Below are 18,367 nucleotides of genomic sequence, written 5' to 3' on the forward strand. Positions count from 1 at the left end.
GACTGGAACGCCTGCAGGTAGCAGGGGTCCCGGTCAGTCCCGGACAGCGGCCGCCGCCGGTAGGCTGGTGGAATGGCCAGATACTTTGACGTACACCCGGATAATCCGCAGCCCAGGGCCATCAGCCAGATTGTGAACCTGCTCGAATCCGGCGGTTTGATCGCCTACCCCACCGACTCCTGCTACGCACTGGGGGTACAGCTGGGCAACCGCGAAGGGCTGGAACGGATCCGGCAGATCCGCCAGCTGGACGACAAGCACCACTTCACCCTGGTCTGCCGGAACTTCGCCCAGCTGGGACAGTTCGTGCAGCTGGACAATTCGGTGTTCCGCAGCATTAAGGCCGCCACCCCCGGAAGCTACACCTTCATCCTGCCCGCGGTTAAGGAAGTCCCCAAGTGGCTGCTCCAGCCCAAGAAGCGGACCGTCGGCGTGCGCATCCCGGACAACACAGTGGTGCAGTCGATCCTGGACAGCCTCGGCGAACCGCTGCTCTCCAGCACACTGCTGCTGCCCGGCGACGAAGATCCGATGACGCAGGGCTGGGAAATCAAGGAACGGCTGGACCACCAGGTGGATGCCGTCATCGATTCCGGGTTCTGCGGCCCCGATCCGACCACCGTCATCGACTTCTCGGGTGATTCCCCGGTGATCGTCCGGCGCGGAACCGGAGATCCAGCACCCTTCGAATAACCCCTGCGGCCGGTGTCCCTTTATCGGCCCCTGCGGTTGACTCCACCCTGGCGCGCACTGAGTCTGGCACGCGTCAGGGGGAACCATCGCTAGGCACTCGCAGGGGAATCCACATGAAGAAAACGGCCACAACACTATCAACGGCGATATTGAGCATCTGTGTCCTGGCGGGATGCGGTGTAGGTACCGGGCTTCCGGGCACAATCGGCGGACCAAGCGATCCCGCCGATTATCCCGGGCCCACCAAGACCTCCACACCCACTCCCACCACGTCGCCCACCGGTACGTCGACGTCGACACCTCCCGCACCGACATCCACCCCGTCGCCCACGCACGACGAAGGCGACGGCGGAGGGCACGGGGACGGCGACGGCGGTGGCCATGGCAACGACGAGGCCGTCAATGTGATCCTGATGGTCGGCGACGGAATGGGCACCGCGCAGCGGGACGCCATCCGGCTGGCCTCGGTGGGACTGACCGGAGAGCTGGCCATGGATTCGCTTCCCGAAGTGGGACGGGTACATACCAACTCCGCGGACCCCGGCACGTTTATCACTGACTCGGCCGCCGCCGCCACGGCCATGGCCACCGGGGTGAAGACCTACAACGGTGCCATCGGCGTGGACCTGGACCAGCAGCCGGTCACCACGGCCCTGGAAGTCGCCGAACGGCTCGGAAAGTCCTCCGGCCTGGTCACCACCGCACAGGTCACGGATGCAACTCCTGCTGCCTTCGGCTCGCATGTGCTGGACCGGGATGAGCAGAGCGCCATTGCCGCCCAGTTCCTGCGCAGCTCCCGCCCGGAAGTGATCCTGGGCGGCGGCGAGGATTACTGGTACCCCGCGGGAGACCCGGGGCGGCTTCCCGACAACCCGGCGGAAGACGAGTCCGAGGAGAGCGCCGGCACAGAGGGCAACCTCGTGGAAGAGGCCCGGGAGCAGGGATACGAATATGTCTGGGACCTGCCCGGCCTGCAGGCGGCACAGGGCGACATGCTGCTCGGACTGTTCGCCAACGAGGAAATGTTCCAATACGGAGACGACGTGGACGAGGTCTACAACCCCACGGTTCCGCTGACCGAAATGACCCGGAAAGCCATTGACGTCCTGAACGGCAACCAGGACGACAACGGCTTCTTCCTCATGGTCGAAGAAGAAGGCATTGACGCCATGAGCCATGTCAATAACGGGGCGCTGACCATTGAGTCCGGCATCGAGTTCGACCGTTCCGTGGCCCTGGCCAAGGAGTTCGCCGAGAAGGACGGGAACACCCTGCTGATCACCGTGGGCGACCACCAGACCGGCGGCATGACCATCGAACCCCTGGGCGACGACTCCAACCCGGACAGCCCGGTGCAGGAAGGACCGTTCGACGTCGCAGGCTCGGACCAGCAGTTCCGGATTGACTGGACCACCGGCGGCCACACGGGCGACGACGTCCCGCTGACCGCCATGGGGCCGGGCGCGGAAATGCTGACCGGTGTCTACGAGAACACCCGCATCTTCGACGTGATGGTCTCGGTCATGCGCTCAGGCACGGACCGTGGCTTTGACCTCCAGTCCCACCGCGGCGGCCGGGGTGAAGTAACCGAAGAATCCCTGGCTGCCTTCGCGCACTCGCTGGAACTCGGCGTCACCACCCTGGAACTGGATGCCCATCTGACCGAGGACGGCCGAGTGATCGTCTGGCATGACGACATCATCCTGGACACGAAGTGCGCCGATACCGCGCCTGCAGTGGCCGAAGATCCGGAATACCCGTATGTGGGCGACCGCGTGGCGGACCTGAGCCTTTTGCAGCTCCAGACCTTGAACTGCGGCTACCAGCCGTTGCCGGGCTACCCGGAGCAGGATGTCGCGGAGGGCAACCGGATTGCGGAGCTGAGCGATGTCTATCGCCTCGCCCGGGAGTACCGGGCCCGCAAAATCCAGTTCAATGTCGAAACCAAGGTCGAGGATGGCCAGGCCGGCGGACCGCGCAGCGTCGCCCTGACCGAGGCAGTGGTGGACGTGGTCCGCGATGCGAACCGGGAGCGCCGCACCACCATCCAATCCTTTGACTGGTCCACCCTGAACCTGCTCGAGCGGATCGCCCCGGAACTGACACGGGTGGCGCTGGCCGGCACCGCGGAGGATCTCGGCGTTGGCCAGCCCGGAGCTGCCCCGGAGCTGGGCGGAATCGACATTGACGACTTCGGCGGTTCCGTGGTCCGTGCCGCCCATGCCCAGGGCTATGACGTACTCTCCCCCGTTTTCACCACCGTCACGGCGGAGATGGTGGCCGACGCGCACAACCTCGGCATGACGGTGATTCCCTATACCGTCAACGAAGTGGCCGACATGCACCGGCTCATTGACCTGGGCGTGGACGGGATCATCACTGACTACCCCACCAGGCTGCGCGCGGTGATGGCGGAACGGGGCTTCGATCTGCCCCGGGCCTACCAGCGCTAAGCGTCAACGCAGCACCGTGCCGGGACCACAGCACCGGTCCCGGCACGGTGGCCCGTTTCGGCACGCAGCAAGTACCAATGGCATGCTGAAGGGATGCCCGGTCTCTACATTCTTCCTTCCAGCTGGCTGCTCGATGCGACCCCGGAGGCGGTCTGGGAGACCGTTGCCAGCCCGGAGATGAGCTGGCCCCGCTGGTGGCCGGGGTGCACGCTGCAGGACCTTGCCACCGACCCCTCTGCGGACGCCGCGGATCCGGTCACCCGGCTGCTCGGCACCACCGTCCGCCTGCAGTTCCGCGCCTCCCTGGGCTACCGGCTGTCCATCACCGTCCATCCCACGTCTGCGGCCCGCCCCCGGATCATAGAGTTCGACGCCGGCGGCGACTTGGCGGGCACCGGACGGATCCGCCTGTTCCCCGTCGCGTCCCCGGCCCCGGGTGTCCCGGCGCAGACCCGGATGGACATTGACTGGCGGGTCCGGCCCACCCGGCGCTGGATGCGTGTGCTCACCCCGGTGGCCCGGCCCGTCTTCACGGCCGCCCATGCCCTGCTGATGCGGCAGGGCGAACGCGGGCTGCGCCGGGAACTGGCTCAGGCCACCCGCCGCGGACAGCCGAACAGCGTCCTCACTCCGGGCGAGTAATGCACCGCGTCCGGCGGCCCTTCGACGGGCAGCCCCGCGGCCGGCACCAGCTCGTCGTGGAGGTGGGTCAGCCGGGCCGGATGCAGCGGCCACGGCCGGTGCGAGATCGGAATAAAAACCGTCCTGCCCGCCAGGCAAGCATGCAGCCCGAAACGTGCGGTGAGCAGGATGGACAGATCGTCGTCTGCGGTACGCCCATAGTCCGGCACCACGGCGAAGGATGAGCGGGCCTGCCTGCCGAACCGGGCGACGTCGTACCCCAGCCCCCAGCCGGAACGCCTGGGCCGGCACCGGGACCAGACGTACGGAATGTGCAGCGAACGGGCCGCCAGCACCGGGGCGAGCCGGGAGGCGTCCAGGCTCCGGAACAATACCCCGCGGCTGCCGTCACGGCCCCGCGAGTACAGGCGTACGTTGATCTCGGTGTAGGAACCGAAAAACGGCACCGGAACCCTCCCGAGCCGGGTCTCCGGTGCGCGGAAGCCGATGAGCCCCACCCACGTGGAGCCGTGGAAAACATCGGGTTCGACGCCGGGCGGCATGTAGGGCGCTGCCAGGGACGGATCGATGCGCCAGTGCAGGAACACAGCCGCGGCCCAGGTCTGGGCCATGAGGACCGGCGGGGGAACCCGCGGTCCGGCAGGCGGGGGGTCCGGCACGCGGCGCGCGTGTGAAGCCATGGCGCCAAGGTAACAGCGGGACCGCCGGGCGAACAGCGCAGACCCGGCGGCCGGAGTCTAGACCGCGGTGTCCGGCCGTTCTTCACCGAAGCGTTCCACTGCCGTCTTCTTCCGGATCCGGTCCAGCCGGTTGATCAGCGGCGCCGCCGTGACGCCGTGCAGCACGACGGATGACGCCACCACCAGGCCAACCAGTCCCCAGAGCTGCTCCGCATGGTCGAAGTGTCCCTTGCCAAGGGCATAGCCGAGGTAATACAGCGAGCCGATCCCCCGGACTCCGAAGAAGGCGATGGCCATCCGCTCGCGGGGGCCCGGCTTGCCGCCCAGCAGGCCCAGCCATCCGGCGAGGGGACGGACTGCCAGCAGGAACGCCGCCGCCACCACCATTTCACGCCAGCCGATGCCGGACAGCAGTCCGCGGGCAATGGCGCCGCCGAGCAGGAGCAGCAGGACCACGGTCAGCAGCCGTTCCAGCTGCTCCACGTAGCTGTGCAGCACGCGGTGGTAGCCGTGGGTACGTTCCGCGGCCCGGATGGTGACTGCGCAGACAAAGACGGCGACAAACCCGTACCCGTCCAGCATTTCGGTGATTCCGTACGCCAGGAAAGTGGCCGCCAGGGCCACGAAGCCTTCGGAGTGGTTGGACAGGCGGATGCTTTCCAGCCGTGCGGAGAAGAAGAGCCGGCTGAGTACTTTGCCGGTCAGGAAACCCAGAAGGACGCCCATGCCGATCCGCCAGGAGACGTCGACGGCAATCCAGTGCGGGAACCAGTCGGACGGCGCCGTCCCCACCAGGCTCATGCCGATGGCGAGGTACACGAACGGGAACGCCAGGCCGTCATTGAGTCCCGCTTCGGAGGTCAGGCCGAACCGGACCTCGTCCTCAGCTTCACCTTCGGAGTCCTCCTCTTCGTCGTCGGCGGGTTCGCCCACCTGGACCTCGGAGGCCAGGACCGGATCGGTCGGGGCCAGCGCGGCGGCCAGCAGGATGGCCGCGGCGAGGCCGACGCCCAGGACCCAGAGGTTCAGCAGGGTCAGGCCCAGCAGGCTCAGCGGCATGGCGATGCCCAGCATCCGCCAGGTGGTGGACCAGCGCCGCCAGCCGACCGGACGGTCCAGTGCCAGTCCCGCACCCATCAGGGAAATGATCACGCACACCTCGGTCAGGTGCGTGGTGAATTCCCCGTAGCGCACCGGATCCGGGTCCGGCAGGTCCTTCAGAAGGCTGAACGCCAGGATCCCGGCACCCAGGAAGACCATGGGCATGGACACCGGAACATTGCGCAGCAGTTTGGGCAGCACGGCGGCAAGGAAGACTGCAAGGCCGGCGGCGAAGAATACGAGGCTGGGTCCGTCAAACACCCCCCGAGATTACTCGGTTCCGGGCGCGCTGACAGGTGCCGCGCCGAACCGGCGCGGGCGGTTTACGCCTCGCGGATGTCGACCTGCCCCGGTTCCGCTCCTTCGGCCCCGAACACGAGCCAGCGGGTGGCGATCTTTTCGGTGAAGAACCGGTCGTGGCTGACCACAATGACGGCGCCGGGGAAATGCAGGAGGGCGCGTTCCATTACCTGGGTGCTGGACATGTCCAGGTGGTTGGTGGGTTCGTCCAGCAGCAGGACGGGAGCGCCCGAGAGCAGGCACTGGGCCATCGCGACGCGGGCACGCTGCCCGCCGGAGAGATTGCCGATCTTGGAGGTCAGGTCCGCCTCGGAGAACTGGAACATGGTCAGGAACCGGTTCACGGACTTTTTCGTGGCACTGAACGCCAGCGAACCCGGTAGCGAGTTCACCGCGTGGGTGACGGTGTCGGCGTCGTCGAGCTCCGTGAGCATTTGGTTGTAGGACACCATGGCGGGGCCCTTCGGCCAGGCGACGTCGCCGGCGTCGGGCTTCTCCTCGCCGGTGAGCACGCGCAGCAGCGTGGTCTTGCCGCTGCCGTTGGTGCCGGTCACGGCGATGCGGTCGCCCTTGTTCACCTCGAAGCTCAGGTCCTCAAAGAGCACCTTGTCGCCGTAGGACTTGGACACACCGCGGACTCGGCCCAGGACGTCCTTGACGTGAAGTCCGTCGTAGATTCCGGTGATGATTTCATCCACCGGACGCGGCGCCCGGGATTTCTTGATGCGGGCCAGCTGGGTGCTCAGCCGTCCGCCGGCCTTGGCTGCCTCGCGGCGGTCCGCGATGCCCTCGGCTTCGAAGGCCAGCAGCTCCGCCTCATGCACGAACTGCGCCTGGAGGTTCTTGAGCCGGAACTGTTTCTGCACCACGTACTCGGCAAAGTTGCCGGGGTATTCGTGCAGGTGGAAGTTCTCCACCTCCACGATGCGGGTGACGACGGCGTCCAGGAACTTCCGGTCGTGGGAAACGATGATGGCCGCTCCACGGAAGTCGCGGAACCAGCCCTCGAGCCATTCGACGCCGGCCACGTCCAGGAAGTTGGTGGGTTCGTCGAGCAACAGGACATCAGGCTGTTCCAGCAGGATTTTTGCCAGTGCCGCACGGTTCCGCCAGCCGCCGGAAAGCGCATCGATGGGGCAGATGCGGTGTGCGGCAGTGAATCCGAGCGTGGTGAGCACGGTATCGATGCGGCGCGGGTAGTCCCAGCCGTCCAACCGGTCCATGGTTTCGAACAGTTCCGACTGGCGGCGGATCAGCCGGTCCATTTCCTTGTCCGCGGGATTGGCGGCGATGGCTTCATCAATCCCGGCCAGCTCGGCCTCGACGTCCTTGATCTCCGTGAAGACGGCGTCCAGGATCTCGGCGATGCTGGCCTGTCCGTCCAGTTCCGAGAACTGGGAGAAGTAGCCGATCCTGACTCCGGGCTCCACGGTCACGGTGCCGGAATCCGGCTGGACCTGGTCCAGGACCAGTTTCAGGAGGGTGGACTTGCCGGAGCCGTTCCTGCCGATCAGGCCGATCCGGTCCTTCGGCTCGAGCCGCAGGAACGCTTCGCGCAGGACCTGCTTGTTCTCGAAGGAAGTGTTGACGTCCTGCAGCCGGATCAGGCTCATGGTGTCCTCTCAAAGGGGTTGGGTTTTCTCGCCCCGCGGGACTTTCGACCATTCATCCTACCGCCGCAGCCCGGTGCTAGCCGACGTACGTGACGCGGGCATCCCCGAGGCCGACCGCCACGGGATGGACCACGGCGGGCCACTGCTCGGGCAGGCGGTAGCAGGCCCGGTGCACCACCGACCGGAGCCACATGCTGGCGGGGTCCTCCGCCAGCGAGGGGTGCCAGTAGAGCGCCTCGACCAAAGCGGCGGCACCGCTGTCCGCCAGTTCGAGGATCGCGATGTCTGCGCCGCGCTGCGACCGTGCGGCCAGCATCCGCGGCACCAGGGCCACGAGGTCCGTGTCCTCCACCAGCGTGGGCAGGGCCAGGAAACCGGAAACCACCGCTGCTGTGTTCCGCTTCAGGCCGCGGTCGTCGAAGAGCCGGTCGGCGGGGGTCAGGATGCCGTCGCCGATGTAGCCCACAGCCTGGGGTACGGACGCCAGGTCCAGGAGGGTCAGGGATTCCCGGGCCAGGAGTTCGTTGCCGGTGCCGGTGACCGCCACGAATCCGTCGCGGAAAAGCTCCCGGTGGGTCCCCTGCATGCCGTAGCCCACGGGACCCACCAGGAGGTCCGTCCGCGTCAGTTCGGCCAGTTGCCCCGTAAAACCGGAATTCGGCACGAAGTCAACGGAAACTCCTGGCGCCTCCTCACGCAGAATGCGGCGCAGCGGCCCCACGATGAGGGCGGAGGCATAGTCCGACGCCGAAATCGTGAACCCCCGGGTGCTTGTCAGCGGCTCGAAACCGGACCGGATACGGATGGCGCGCCGGATCTGCAGCATCGCTTCGTCAACCACGGGAACAAGTGCCTGGGCGAAGGGGGTGAGCTCATAGTGGCGGCCGCTCCGAACCAGCAGCTCGTCGTCGAAATGCCGGCGGAGCTTCGCCAGCGCAGCGCTCGTGGCAGGCTGGCTCAGCTTCAGCCGTTCCGCGGTCCGGGTCACGTTGCGCACTTCGAGGAGCACCTGCAATAAAGGCAGCAGGTTCAGGTCCATGTTCTTCATGCCGTTACAGTACCCAGCAGCACCCCGGCAGGCGGTTTATGGCCGGCCGCGGGCTTAGCCGCGCAGGGTGTAGGCGCCCTCGGGGCGGCGGTTGCGGTACGCGGAGGTGTCTACGTAGCTCCCCATGTTCCGGGGGCGGGTAACGGCGCGGCGGCCGAGCGAGACGTAGCTCCCGGCGGGACGCGGGGTTCCCTGCGGGCTGTCATAGCAGGTGGTGTACGTACCCCGGCGGCGGGTCCGGGCAGCCGGAGCCGCGGCGGTGTATTCGTTCGACGCGGCGCGTTCGGCAGTGTGGGTCGTAGTCGGTCGGTTCATCAGGGTGGTCATGGTGTCTCCTCAGTTGACGCTAGCGGGGTGAGACTCGGGCCACCGCGGCGACGGATTCCGGGCAGCGTTAAGCCCGGTAGTGTGTCGCCGTTGAATAGTGCCCGCCCTTAGTAGTGGCGGTAATGCGCCTTAGCGGGCGGAGGTCTCCGCCTGCTGTGCGCAGGTGCTGCAGATGCCGCTGAAGGTTACTTCGGCAGCCAGTACGGTAAAACCGGAATCGTCGGCCGGGGTCAGGCAGGGCGCCTGGCCAATCACGCAGTCGACGTCCTTGATGGCTCCGCAGCGGATGCAGACCAAATGGTGGTGGTTGTCCCCCACCCTGGATTCGTACAGTGCAGGCGAACCGGCGGGTTCAATCCGCCGTGCCAGTCCGGCCTCGGTGAAGGCGGACAGGATGCCGTAGACGGCCTGGGCGGAAATACCCGGCAACTCCGATCGAACGGAAACCAGAACGGTGTCTGCGCTGGAGTGCGGTGCCTGCTGCAGCGCTGCCAGGACGGCAACGCGTTGTGACGTGGACTTCAGCCCCGCGGACCGGATATTCCCGGCCAGGGTTTGTGCTGTGTCCGCCGCTTCCTGCATAACAAAAACCCTATCAGTTGTTTTGATTGGCTCAAGACAACTAGCGGCCTTTTGCGCTGTGATTCCGGACGCTGTGACCGTTGCCGCAGGAGACGCCCGGGTAGGGGACGATAGAGGGAAGTGACGAAGAACCAACAGAAGGAACACCATGGGCACTTTGAAAGAACAGCTGCAGGCGGACATGAAAACCCACATGAAGTCGGGCAACCGGACGGCCCTGACCACCGTGCGCAACGTCCTGGGTGAAATCACCACCCGGGAAAAGTCAGGCAAGACCCCGGTGGAGCTCGATGACCTCCAGATTGTGTCCCTGCTGCAGAAGGAAGCCGCGAAGCGCCGCGACACGGCCCGGATCTACACGGAGGCCGGCGAGGCTGACCGCGCTGCCTCAGAGATTGCCGAAGCGGAGATTATCGAGGCCTACCTGCCCGCTCCCCTGACCCGGGCCGACGTCGAAGCCATTGTGGACGAAGCCATCGCGGCACTGCGCGCGGGCGGCGAAGAACCCTCGATGCGCCAGATGGGTTCCGTGATGAAGCCGGTTACCGCCAAGGTGGCAGGGCGGTTTGACGGCAAGGCAGTGAGCGAGATTGTCCGGTCCCGTCTGGCCTGACCGCAGCGCGATCCCCCGCTGTTACTCTGGTTGCTGAACGCTCATTCCGCTCACCAACGGAGGTACAGGTGCCCGCAACCGGCACGGGCCAGCGCCTGCTGGATTCCGCTACGGAAGCCTTCGCAGCAAAAGGTTTCCACGGCACCACCACCAGGGACATTGCGACGGCGGCGGGGGTCACCCCCGGCGCCGTCTATGTGCACCACCGCTCGAAGGAAGAGCTGCTGTACAGCATCTCCCGGGTCGGTCATGAGCGCACGCTGGACCTGGTGCGCACCGGGGTGGCCTCCAGCACCGATCCGGTGCAGCAGATCCGCACCATGGTGCGCGACTTTGTGGAATGGCAGGCGGCCAACCGCACCAAGTCCAGCGTGGTGAATTTCGAGCTCGCGGCCCTCACGGAGGATCACCGGGCCGAGGTCCTGGAAATCCGGCGGTCCGTGGACGCCGAGTTCCGCGCCGTCGTCGACCGCGGGCGCCGGCAGGGACTGTTCGACGTCGAGGACACGGGCCTTGCGGTCCTGGCCCTGCTCTCGCTCTGCGTGGACGTGGCCCGCTGGTACCGGGGGGACGGACGGCAGACGGCCGCCGGCATCGGCGAACACCACAGCCGGCTGGCGCTGCGGATGCTGGGCGCCGCGTCGTCGTAACCGGCCGGCAATACCTCCGGGAGCCTGTTGTCCGCTCCGGAGCGCGCGGCATACTGGAAGCCGGATCCTCTGGAAATCGAGGTGCAGCATGGCGGAACTTACGACGCTGGTCTCCGGGATCGGCATGGGCGAATCAGCCCGGTGGCATGCCGGCGAGTTCTGGTTCGCGGACTGGACGGCCGGAACCATTTCAGCGCTGGATTCCTCCGGCAATGTGCGGCGGGTGACGGCGGTTCCGTCATTTCCGATCAGCTTTGACTGGCTGCCGGACGGCCGGATGGCGGTGGTCTCCGGAACGGACGGAACGGTCCTGCTGGAAGTACCCAATGCCGGCCTGGTACCCCATGCGGACCTGGCCGGACTGTCGGATTATCCGTGGAACGAGATCGCCGTGCACCCCTCCGGCGGCATTTACGTCAACGGCATAGGCTACGACTATTCCGCCGACCCGCAGGCCAGCGGGGTGATCGCACTTATCCGCCCGGACGGGTCCGTGGAACAGGTGGCGGACGGCCTTGCGTTCCCCAACGGCATGCTGGTCTCCGACGACGGCGGCACACTGGTGGTGGCCGAGTCCAATGCCGGCTGCCTCACGTCCTTCGCAATCAACGACGACGGCGGCCTCACCCCCGCCGGGGAATGGGCCGCGGTCTCCGGCAGCGCACCTGACGGCATCTGCTGGGACGGCACCGGCGGCATCTGGTTCGCAGAGGTGCCGGGGGAACGCTGCGTCCGCGTCCGTGAGGGCGGAACGGTCGTGGAGACGGTGCAGCTGGACCAGGGGTGCTTCTCCTGTGCCACCGGCGGCGTTGACGGCGGACTGCTGTTTATGATGACTGCCCGGTGGCCGGAAGTGATGGATCCCGCAGCCCCCGGCAGCGGCCGGGTGCTGGGGTTGCGGGTCCGCTAGGCACTGCCCGCCCCTCAGTACTACGGCTCCGCTCCCGCGGGTCAATGCACGAAAACCCGCCGCAGCCTACTATCGTCTGCTCCAGGGGTTAGGAGCCGTACGCCGGCAACCGCCATCACATCATTCGAAGGACGGCTGCGTGCTAGAGGAATACAACTGGGCGGGAAACCTGCGTTACTCCCCCGAAGAGATCACCCAACCCGCCAGCATTGACGAAGTGCGCGAAACCGTCGCGGCGGCTGCCGCGGTCCGCACCCTCGGCACCCGGCACTCGTTCAACGGCATTGCCGACACCCCCGGCGTCCTCGTGAACCTGGAAAAGCTCGGCGGCCCGATGGTGCTGGATGCAGACGCCCGCACCGTAACAGTGAACGCAGGCACCCGATACGGGGAGGTCGCCGGCTTCCTCGTGGAGCACGGCTTCGCGCTGCACAACATGGCCTCTCTGCCGCACATTTCCGTGGGCGGGGCCGTTGCCACTGCCACTCACGGTTCCGGCACGGGCAACCTGGCGCAAGCCGTCGCGGCCCTGGAACTGGTCACGGCAGACGGCGGCCTGCTCCGGGTCGACCGCAGCAGTCCCGACTTCAGCGGCATGGTGGTGCCCCTGGGCGCCCTGGGAGTGGTCACCCGGATTACGCTGGACATCGAACCGGCGTACGAGGTCCGCCAGGATGTCTTCACGGACCTGCCGTGGGCGGCTGTGGAGGAGCACTTCGACACCATCACCACTGCCGCATACAGCGTGAGTATCTTCGGGAACCTCACCGGCGCCGCCGCCTCGCAGGTGTGGCTCAAGAGCCGGATGGACAGGGAGCAGCCCTATGCCGGCAGGCAGGACTTCTTCGGTGCAGCTGCCTCCGACGTCCCCCGGAACCCGGTGCCGGGCATGAGTCCGGTGAATTGCACCGGGCAGCTGGGTGTTCCGGGATCCTGGTCCGACCGGCTCTCCCATTTCCGCCTCGGCTTTATGCCCAGCAACGGAGATGAGCTGCAGAGCGAATACCTGGTGGACCGGGCGTCCGCGGTCGAGGCACTCCGGGCACTGCGTGCCATGTCCGGACGGATAGCGCCCCTGCTGCTGGTGGCTGAAATCCGGACCGTGGCCGCGGACGATTTATGGCTGAGCACCAGTTACGGCCGGGATACGGTGGCCTTCCACTTCACCTGGAAACCCCGGCAGGACGCCGTCGAAGCCCTCCTGCCGGAGCTGGAAGCCGCTCTGGCCCCCTCCCGGGCCCGCCCGCATTGGGGGAAGTTGTTCACTCTGGAGCACGCGCAGCTCCTGCAGCTGTACCCCCGGCTCGGCGATTTCCAGCAGCTGGCCCGCCGGCTGGATCCGGAGCGCAAGTTCGTGAACCCGTTCCTCGCCCGGAAAGTCCTGCCGGCAGGCCTCCTCGCCGGCTAGGCGAACGCCGACAGGCCGGTGATGTGCCGGCCCAGGATCAGCGACTGCATGGAATCGGTGCCCTCGTAGGTGAACACCACCTCCATGTCGGTCAGGTGCCGGGCCACGTGGTTTTCCAGCAGCAGGCCGTTGCCGCCCATGATGTCGCGTGCCTCCGAGCAGATCCAGCGGCCCTGCCGGGCGGCGAACATCTTGGCCATGGACGCCATCGGGCCGGTCATCTTGCCTTCGTCGCCGAGTTCGTTGAGCCGGAAGCAGGTCAGCTTGATCGCGGTCAGCTGCGCAAGCATATTGGCAAGCTTGTTCTGCACCAGCTGGAACCCGGCAATGGGCCGGCCGAACTGCACCCGGTCCTTGGCATAGGCGACGGCAATCTCATAGGCGGCCACCGCGTGACCCAGTGCCTCCCACGCGACTCCCCCGCGGGTCGCCGCCAGCACCTTGTTGACATCCTTGAAGGAGTTGCAGTTCTCCAGCCGGTTCGCCGCGGGGATGCGCAGGTCCTCAATGAGGATGTCCGGCTGCAGCACGGCCCGCTTGCCGATCTTTCCGGTAATCACATCCGCGCGGTAGCCGGCGGGGTGGTTGCCGTCCGCATCCTTTTCCATCACGAACGCCTTCACGGCGCCGTCGGCTTCGTCGCGGGCGTAGATGATGACGACGTCGGCAAAGCTCGCGTTGCCGATCCACCGCTTGCTGCCGTTCAGGATGTAGGAATCGCCGTCGCGCCGGGCGCTGGTTTCCAGGGAGACCGAGTCGGATCCGTGCCCCGGCTCGGTCAGGGCAAAGGCCCCGATCTTCTCGAACCGCGCCATGGCGGGCAGCCAGCGCTTCTTCTGTTCCTCGCTGCCGAGCATGTCTATGCTGCCCATGGCCAGGCCGGAGTGGACGCCGAAGAAGGTGTTGATGGAGCCGTCGCCCCGGGCAAGCTCGGCGGCCGCCGTGGAGGCGGCGATCCGGCTCAGCCCCGGGCAGCCGTGGCCGGAGATGGTGCCGCCGGCAATGTTCAGCGCGGCGAGCTTGGGGACCAGTTCGAACGGGAACTCGGCCCGTTCCCAGTAGTCGTTGATGACCGGCAGCAGATCATTGTCCACGAATGCGCGGACCCGGTCCCGGACGTCGCGGGCCTGGTCATCGAGCAGCTCATCTAGGAGGTACAGGTCGGCGTCGATGCCGTCCAAAGCGGTGGGGTCGAAGGCGGCACGCGCGGACTGTGTGACGGTCATGGGAGGCTCCTGGGGTTCAATAACTAATCGTTCAGTTAGTATGACCGGCATCACACCCGTGGTCAACGGCGATTCCTGCCCGTGCGGATGTGGCCGGCGACGAGTTCGCCTATCAGGACAGCCGTGGCTGCCGGTCCGCGCCGCGGTGCCGTAGGCAGGATCGAGGTGTCCGCCACCCGGAGTCCGCGGACACCGTGGACCCGGCCGAAAGGGTCAACAACGGATTCCGGATCATCCGCCGGTCCCATCCCGGCCGTTCCGCTCATGTGCAGGGCCGTCCCCAGGCGTAACTGCATCCACTCATCAAGAAGCTCGTCCCGGGCCAGGGTGCCCGGCAACGGTTCCGTGATCCGGGCGACCAGCGGCCGGAATGCACGCGTCGAAAGGAGGGCCACCGCCGTCCGTACCGCGTACCGCATCCGCTGCCGGTCGGATTCCACGGACAGGTAGTTGTACTCCAGCCGCGGCTGCATGTCCGGGCTGGAGGACGTAAGGGTGAGCCGGCCTCTGGCATGCTCGTCCTGGAGGGCAACCAGGAATTCCAGGTCCTCGCGGCCACTCCCTCGGCCCACCCGCGGGTTGCCCGCTGACAGCAGATAACCCATCGGCTTCACCAGAGGCAGAATCTGCAGGTCACCCGCACCGCGCACCTGCTGCCCGCCGGCATTGAAATTCAGGGAGCTTTCCATAATCCGCGGAACCGTGGTGTCCACCACGCCCCGCCGAGGGGACCACTGAACCGCGACCTGCGGATGATCGGTAAAGCCGGCACCCACACCGGGCCTGTCGGCTATGACCTCGATGCCGTGCGCCCGCAGGGCCGCTGCCGGCCCGATCCCCGAGAGCAGCAGCAGATGCGCCGACTGGATGGCGCCGGCGCAGAGCACTATCTCGTCGCCCCGGAGAACCGATACCTTCCCCGCGCACTCCACCTCGACGCCCACTGCACGGGCACCCTCGAAGAGGACCCGGCGGACCAGGGTCTGCCCCCGAATGGTCAGGTTCGTGGGGACGCGCCCGGACACCAGATAGGCGAGCGCTGTATTCCACCGGAGGCCTCCTGCCACGTTCATGGGTACCGGCCCGACGCCGGGTTCACCGTCGCCGTTCTTATCCGGCTCCTCGGGGAACCCGAGCTCCCGGGCGGCCTGATGGAAGGCACGGGTGACGGGGTGCGACTGCGGCGGCCGCTGCACCGGCACCGGGCCCGCCGACCCGTGTCCCGGCAGGGTTCCGAAGTCCTGGTCCGACTCGAGCGCCGCATACAGCTTCGTTGCCTCGGCAAAGGACCACGCCGGTCCGCCCACTCGGGCCCACTGGTCAAAATCCCCCTTCGGTGCACGGACAAAATAGCCCCCGTTGAGCGCCGTCGAGCCTCCGAGGATCCTGCCCCGGGCAATTGAGTACGGCCTGCCGGGAGTGAGCTCACCCAAAAAGGACCAGTTGTTGGGATGCCCGGGCATTGCGCCCTGCACAGTGCCCGCGTCCAGAAGCTCCGATGGGTACCCGGCGCGGCCTCCCGGAGCCAGACCTGCCTCAAGCAGCAGCACCCGGCGGTCCGGATCCTCAGCCACACGGGCAGCGAGGGGTGCTCCGCTGCCCCCGCCGCCCACCACAATCACGTCGTAGTGCTCCGGCATGTCCATCCCCCCGTGTCCGTACCGGCTAAACCCCGGCCTGTCCGTCCAGAACATCAGGAAACAGCTTCAGGGATTCCTGCAGGATCCCGGTAAGTTCCGTGTCCGTTGTTTCCAGCCACTGCTCGTACGCTGCCAGGCATAACCCCAGGAGCGCCCAGGCGATCGCCTGCGGTTTGAGGCTGCCCTCCGGCAGATCCAGCCGCTTGCCCGCAAACCTGGCCACCACCCGCCGCCAGGCAGCGTACCTCAGCGTCGAGTGCGCCTGCAGCGTAGGAACGCCGAGCAGGAGTTCCATCCGCTGCCGGTGATACGGAACCTCCTCGGGCGGCAGCCGGTTGAACTCAATGACTGCGCTGCAGAGTCCGCCGGCCAGCGGCACGGTTTCCGGCAGCGAATCCAGATATCCGTCCATCCGGGCCAGGAGCTCCTCAAAGTCTCCCCACGGCAAATCGTTCTTCGACGGAAAGTACCGGAAAAAGGTCCGTCTGCCGATGCCCGCTGCAGCGGCGATCTCGTCCACGGTGACCTGGTCAAAACCCTTCCGGTCAAAGAGGACCAGCGCCGTATGGCTGAGCTCTGCCTTGGACGTGACCGGTTTCCTTCCGGCTCGTTCCGGTTTCCCCAACGCCGCTGCAGTTGCCACGAAATTACCTCTTCCCAATGGCACTCGGTGCCGTTACTCTCGCCGGCACACAGAGTATCGCCGCCGAAGCCGGATTCTGCCAGAAGGAGCACCCATGCGAGCCGCCCAAGACCCGATTGCAACCCCGCTCACCGAAGATTCCGTCCCCGAAGGAGCCGTACGCACCGGAGCGGAACCGGAGGCAACGGAGGACCTGCTGGTGGAGGAAGTCTCCATCGACGGTATGTGCGGCGTTTACTAGGGCCGGCGCGGAATGCAGATGTTTGATCTCAACCGCCCCTGGCGGCTGCACCCCCAGGTCTCGGTCCGTCCGGAACCTTTCGGCGCGCTGCTGTACCACTTCGGCACCCGCCGGCTGTCCTTCCTCAAGGACAGGACCCTCCTGGCGGTCGTGCAGCAGCTGCGCACTGAACCGACTGCCGGCGCGGCCTGCACATCGGCCGGCGTCGGCCCCGCGGACCTCCCCCGCTACCAGCGGGCCCTGGGCGCACTGGCCTCCTCAAATATGGTGATCGAGAGGACGCCATGACGGTGCTTTCCACTCCCCGGCCGGGAACCCTGGTCGATCTGTTCGAGACCGGCCTCGACGCCCCGATCTGCCTCACCTGGGAACTTACCTATGCCTGCAACCTCTCCTGTGTCCACTGCCTCTCCAGCTCCGGCCGGCGGGACCCCCGGGAACTGACCACCCAGGAGTGCAAGGCAGTGATCGACGAACTCGAACGAATGCAGGTGTTCTACGTGAACATCGGCGGCGGGGAGCCCACGGTCCGCCCGGACTTCTGGGAACTCGTCGACTACGCCACCGCCCACCACGTGGGCGTGAAGTTTTCGACCAACGGCGTGAAGATCACCCCCGAGGTGGCCGCCCGGCTGGCGGCGAGCGACTACGTCGACGTGCAGATTTCGCTTGACGGGGCCACCGCGGACGTCAACGACGACGTCCGCGGTCCCGGTTCGTTCGACACGGCGCTCCGTGCCATGCAGAACATGGCCGACGCAGGGTTCACCGGCTTCAAGATCTCCGTTGTCTGCACACGGCAGAACATTCCCCAGCTGGACCGGTTCAAGGCCATTGCGGACAAGTACCAGGCCCAGCTGCGCCTGACCCGGCTGCGGCCCTCCGGCCGCGGCGCCGACGTCTGGGACGACCTGCATCCCACGGCCGCGCAGCAGCGGGAACTCTACGACTGGCTGGTGGAACACGGCGAGGACGTGCTTACCGGTGATTCCTTCTTCCATCTGTCCGCGTACGGCGGATCCCTGCCGGGGCTGAACATGTGCGGTGCCGGCCGGGTGGTCTGCCTGATCGATCCGGTGGGAGACGTCTACGCCTGCCCCTTTGCCATCCACGACGAGTTCCTGGCCGGCAGCATCCGCAATCCCGGCGGGTTCTCCGAGGTATGGCGGCACTCGGAGCTCTTTACCCGGCTGCGCTCCCCGCAGACCGGCGGGGCCTGCTCCGGTTGCCCGTTCTTCGACACCTGCCGCGGCGGGTGCATGGCGGCCAAGTTCTTCACGGGGCTGCCGCTGGACGGGCCGGATCCGGAGTGCGTCCGCGGACTGGGCGAGGCGGCCCTCGAGGCCCGGGCGGGGGAAGCCCTGCCCCGTCCCGACGGAGACCATTCCCACCGCACCGCTCCCCCGCGGCCCCGGAGCGGTGCCGTTCCGGTCACCATTTCCCGGCGCCGGCCCGCTGCCGCGCCGGTCAGTGCCTGTGCTGAAGATCCGCTCGCAGGCTTCAACCCTGCTGAACCATCGGGCTGCGGCGGGAGCTGCGGCACCTAAGGTCCGGGCCGCACCCGGCGGCCCGCCGCAAAAGAAAGAAGGTACACGCA

19 protein-coding genes are annotated in these 18,367 nt (G+C 66.9%); 10 read left to right on the forward strand and 9 right to left on the reverse strand.

Annotated elements, in window-relative coordinates:
• Positions 1-72: 72 nt before the first annotated feature.
• From NNX37_RS09510 to NNX37_RS09520, 3 genes are all read left to right on the forward strand, one after another.
• Positions 73-693, forward strand: a complete 621-nt coding sequence (locus NNX37_RS09510) for an L-threonylcarbamoyladenylate synthase (RefSeq protein ID WP_255792243.1) — start codon at positions 73-75, stop codon at positions 691-693.
• 149 nt (positions 694-842) lie between these two features.
• Positions 843-3,146, forward strand: a complete 2,304-nt coding sequence (locus NNX37_RS09515) for an alkaline phosphatase (RefSeq protein WP_255792244.1) — start codon at positions 843-845, stop codon at positions 3,144-3,146.
• Between the two features lie 93 nt (positions 3,147-3,239).
• Positions 3,240-3,788, forward strand: a complete 549-nt coding sequence (locus NNX37_RS09520) for an SRPBCC family protein (RefSeq protein ID WP_255792245.1) — start codon at positions 3,240-3,242, stop codon at positions 3,786-3,788.
• Here the strand turns inward: NNX37_RS09520 and NNX37_RS09525 are convergent.
• The 6 genes from NNX37_RS09525 to NNX37_RS09550 form a co-directional block, all read right to left on the reverse strand.
• Positions 3,737-4,468 carry a YqjF family protein gene (locus NNX37_RS09525; protein ID WP_255792246.1) on the reverse strand — a complete coding sequence of 244 codons (732 nt, stop codon included), beginning with the start codon at positions 4,466-4,468 and terminating at the stop codon, positions 3,737-3,739. The two genes, NNX37_RS09520 and NNX37_RS09525, sit on opposite strands and share 52 nt — an antisense overlap.
• A 57-nt stretch (positions 4,469-4,525) precedes the next feature.
• Positions 4,526-5,830: a cation:proton antiporter gene (locus NNX37_RS09530; protein ID WP_255792248.1), complete on the reverse strand. Its 1,305-nt coding sequence runs from the start codon at positions 5,828-5,830 to the stop codon at positions 4,526-4,528.
• Between the two features lie 62 nt (positions 5,831-5,892).
• Positions 5,893-7,482 carry an ABC-F family ATP-binding cassette domain-containing protein gene (locus NNX37_RS09535; protein WP_255792250.1) on the reverse strand — a complete coding sequence of 530 codons (1,590 nt, stop codon included), beginning with the start codon at positions 7,480-7,482 and terminating at the stop codon, positions 5,893-5,895.
• Positions 7,483-7,558: 76 nt separating this feature from the next.
• A complete protein-coding gene (locus tag NNX37_RS09540; protein WP_255792251.1) occupies positions 7,559-8,530 on the reverse strand; it encodes a LysR family transcriptional regulator in 972 nt (323 codons plus the stop codon).
• Positions 8,531-8,584: 54 nt separating this feature from the next.
• The gene (locus tag NNX37_RS09545) at positions 8,585-8,857 is read right to left on the reverse strand and encodes a hypothetical protein (RefSeq protein ID WP_255792252.1); all 273 of its coding nucleotides are present in this window, start codon (positions 8,855-8,857) and stop codon (positions 8,585-8,587) included.
• Positions 8,858-8,986: 129 nt separating this feature from the next.
• Positions 8,987-9,439, reverse strand: a complete 453-nt coding sequence (locus NNX37_RS09550) for a Fur family transcriptional regulator (protein WP_255792253.1) — start codon at positions 9,437-9,439, stop codon at positions 8,987-8,989.
• A gap of 148 nt (positions 9,440-9,587) precedes the next feature.
• On the opposite strand from NNX37_RS09550, the gene NNX37_RS09555 reads away from it, so the two are divergent.
• From NNX37_RS09555 to NNX37_RS09570, 4 genes are all read left to right on the forward strand, one after another.
• Positions 9,588-10,052, forward strand: a complete 465-nt coding sequence (locus tag NNX37_RS09555; protein WP_255792254.1) for a GatB/YqeY domain-containing protein — start codon at positions 9,588-9,590, stop codon at positions 10,050-10,052.
• Positions 10,053-10,120: 68 nt separating this feature from the next.
• Complete coding sequence (locus NNX37_RS09560) at positions 10,121-10,702, forward strand: TetR/AcrR family transcriptional regulator (RefSeq protein ID WP_255792255.1); 582 nt, start codon at positions 10,121-10,123, stop codon at positions 10,700-10,702.
• An 88-nt stretch (positions 10,703-10,790) separates the two neighbouring features.
• Positions 10,791-11,612, forward strand: a complete 822-nt coding sequence (locus NNX37_RS09565; RefSeq protein ID WP_255792256.1) for an SMP-30/gluconolactonase/LRE family protein — start codon at positions 10,791-10,793, stop codon at positions 11,610-11,612.
• 139 nt (positions 11,613-11,751) lie between these two features.
• Positions 11,752-13,020 (forward strand): D-arabinono-1,4-lactone oxidase, encoded by a 1,269-nt coding sequence (locus NNX37_RS09570; RefSeq protein ID WP_255792258.1) that lies wholly within the window; start codon positions 11,752-11,754, stop codon positions 13,018-13,020.
• Here the strand turns inward: NNX37_RS09570 and NNX37_RS09575 are convergent.
• The 3 genes from NNX37_RS09575 to mftR all read right to left on the reverse strand — a co-directional run bounded on the left by NNX37_RS09575 (position 13,017) and on the right by mftR (position 16,529).
• On the reverse strand, positions 13,017-14,246 hold the full coding sequence (locus NNX37_RS09575) for an acyl-CoA dehydrogenase family protein (RefSeq protein ID WP_255792260.1): 1,230 nt from the start codon (positions 14,244-14,246) through the stop codon (positions 13,017-13,019). The two genes, NNX37_RS09570 and NNX37_RS09575, sit on opposite strands and share 4 nt — an antisense overlap.
• Before the next feature lie 62 nt (positions 14,247-14,308).
• Positions 14,309-15,886: a mycofactocin dehydrogenase MftG gene (gene mftG, locus NNX37_RS09580; protein ID WP_255792263.1), complete on the reverse strand. Its 1,578-nt coding sequence runs from the start codon at positions 15,884-15,886 to the stop codon at positions 14,309-14,311.
• A 25-nt stretch (positions 15,887-15,911) separates the two neighbouring features.
• Positions 15,912-16,529 (reverse strand): mycofactocin system transcriptional regulator, encoded by a 618-nt coding sequence (mftR, locus tag NNX37_RS09585; protein WP_255792264.1) that lies wholly within the window; start codon positions 16,527-16,529, stop codon positions 15,912-15,914.
• Positions 16,530-16,623: 94 nt separating this feature from the next.
• On the opposite strand from mftR, the gene mftA reads away from it, so the two are divergent.
• From mftA to mftC, 3 genes are read left to right on the forward strand one after another with little or no spacing between them, the layout of a single operon-like run.
• Positions 16,624-16,770, forward strand: coding sequence for a mycofactocin precursor MftA (gene mftA / locus NNX37_RS09590; RefSeq protein WP_255792266.1), 147 nt, complete (start codon positions 16,624-16,626; stop codon positions 16,768-16,770).
• A gap of 18 nt (positions 16,771-16,788) precedes the next feature.
• Positions 16,789-17,058, forward strand: coding sequence for a mycofactocin biosynthesis chaperone MftB (gene mftB / locus NNX37_RS09595; RefSeq protein WP_255792267.1), 270 nt, complete (start codon positions 16,789-16,791; stop codon positions 17,056-17,058).
• Complete coding sequence (gene mftC / locus NNX37_RS09600) at positions 17,055-18,317, forward strand: mycofactocin radical SAM maturase (RefSeq protein WP_255792268.1); 1,263 nt, start codon at positions 17,055-17,057, stop codon at positions 18,315-18,317. The genes mftB and mftC overlap by 4 nt, the downstream gene beginning before the upstream one ends.
• Positions 18,318-18,367 lie beyond the last annotated feature (50 nt).

The organism is Arthrobacter zhaoxinii, from assembly GCF_024385505.1.
Lineage (GTDB): Bacteria > Actinomycetota > Actinomycetes > Actinomycetales > Micrococcaceae > Arthrobacter_B > Arthrobacter_B zhaoxinii.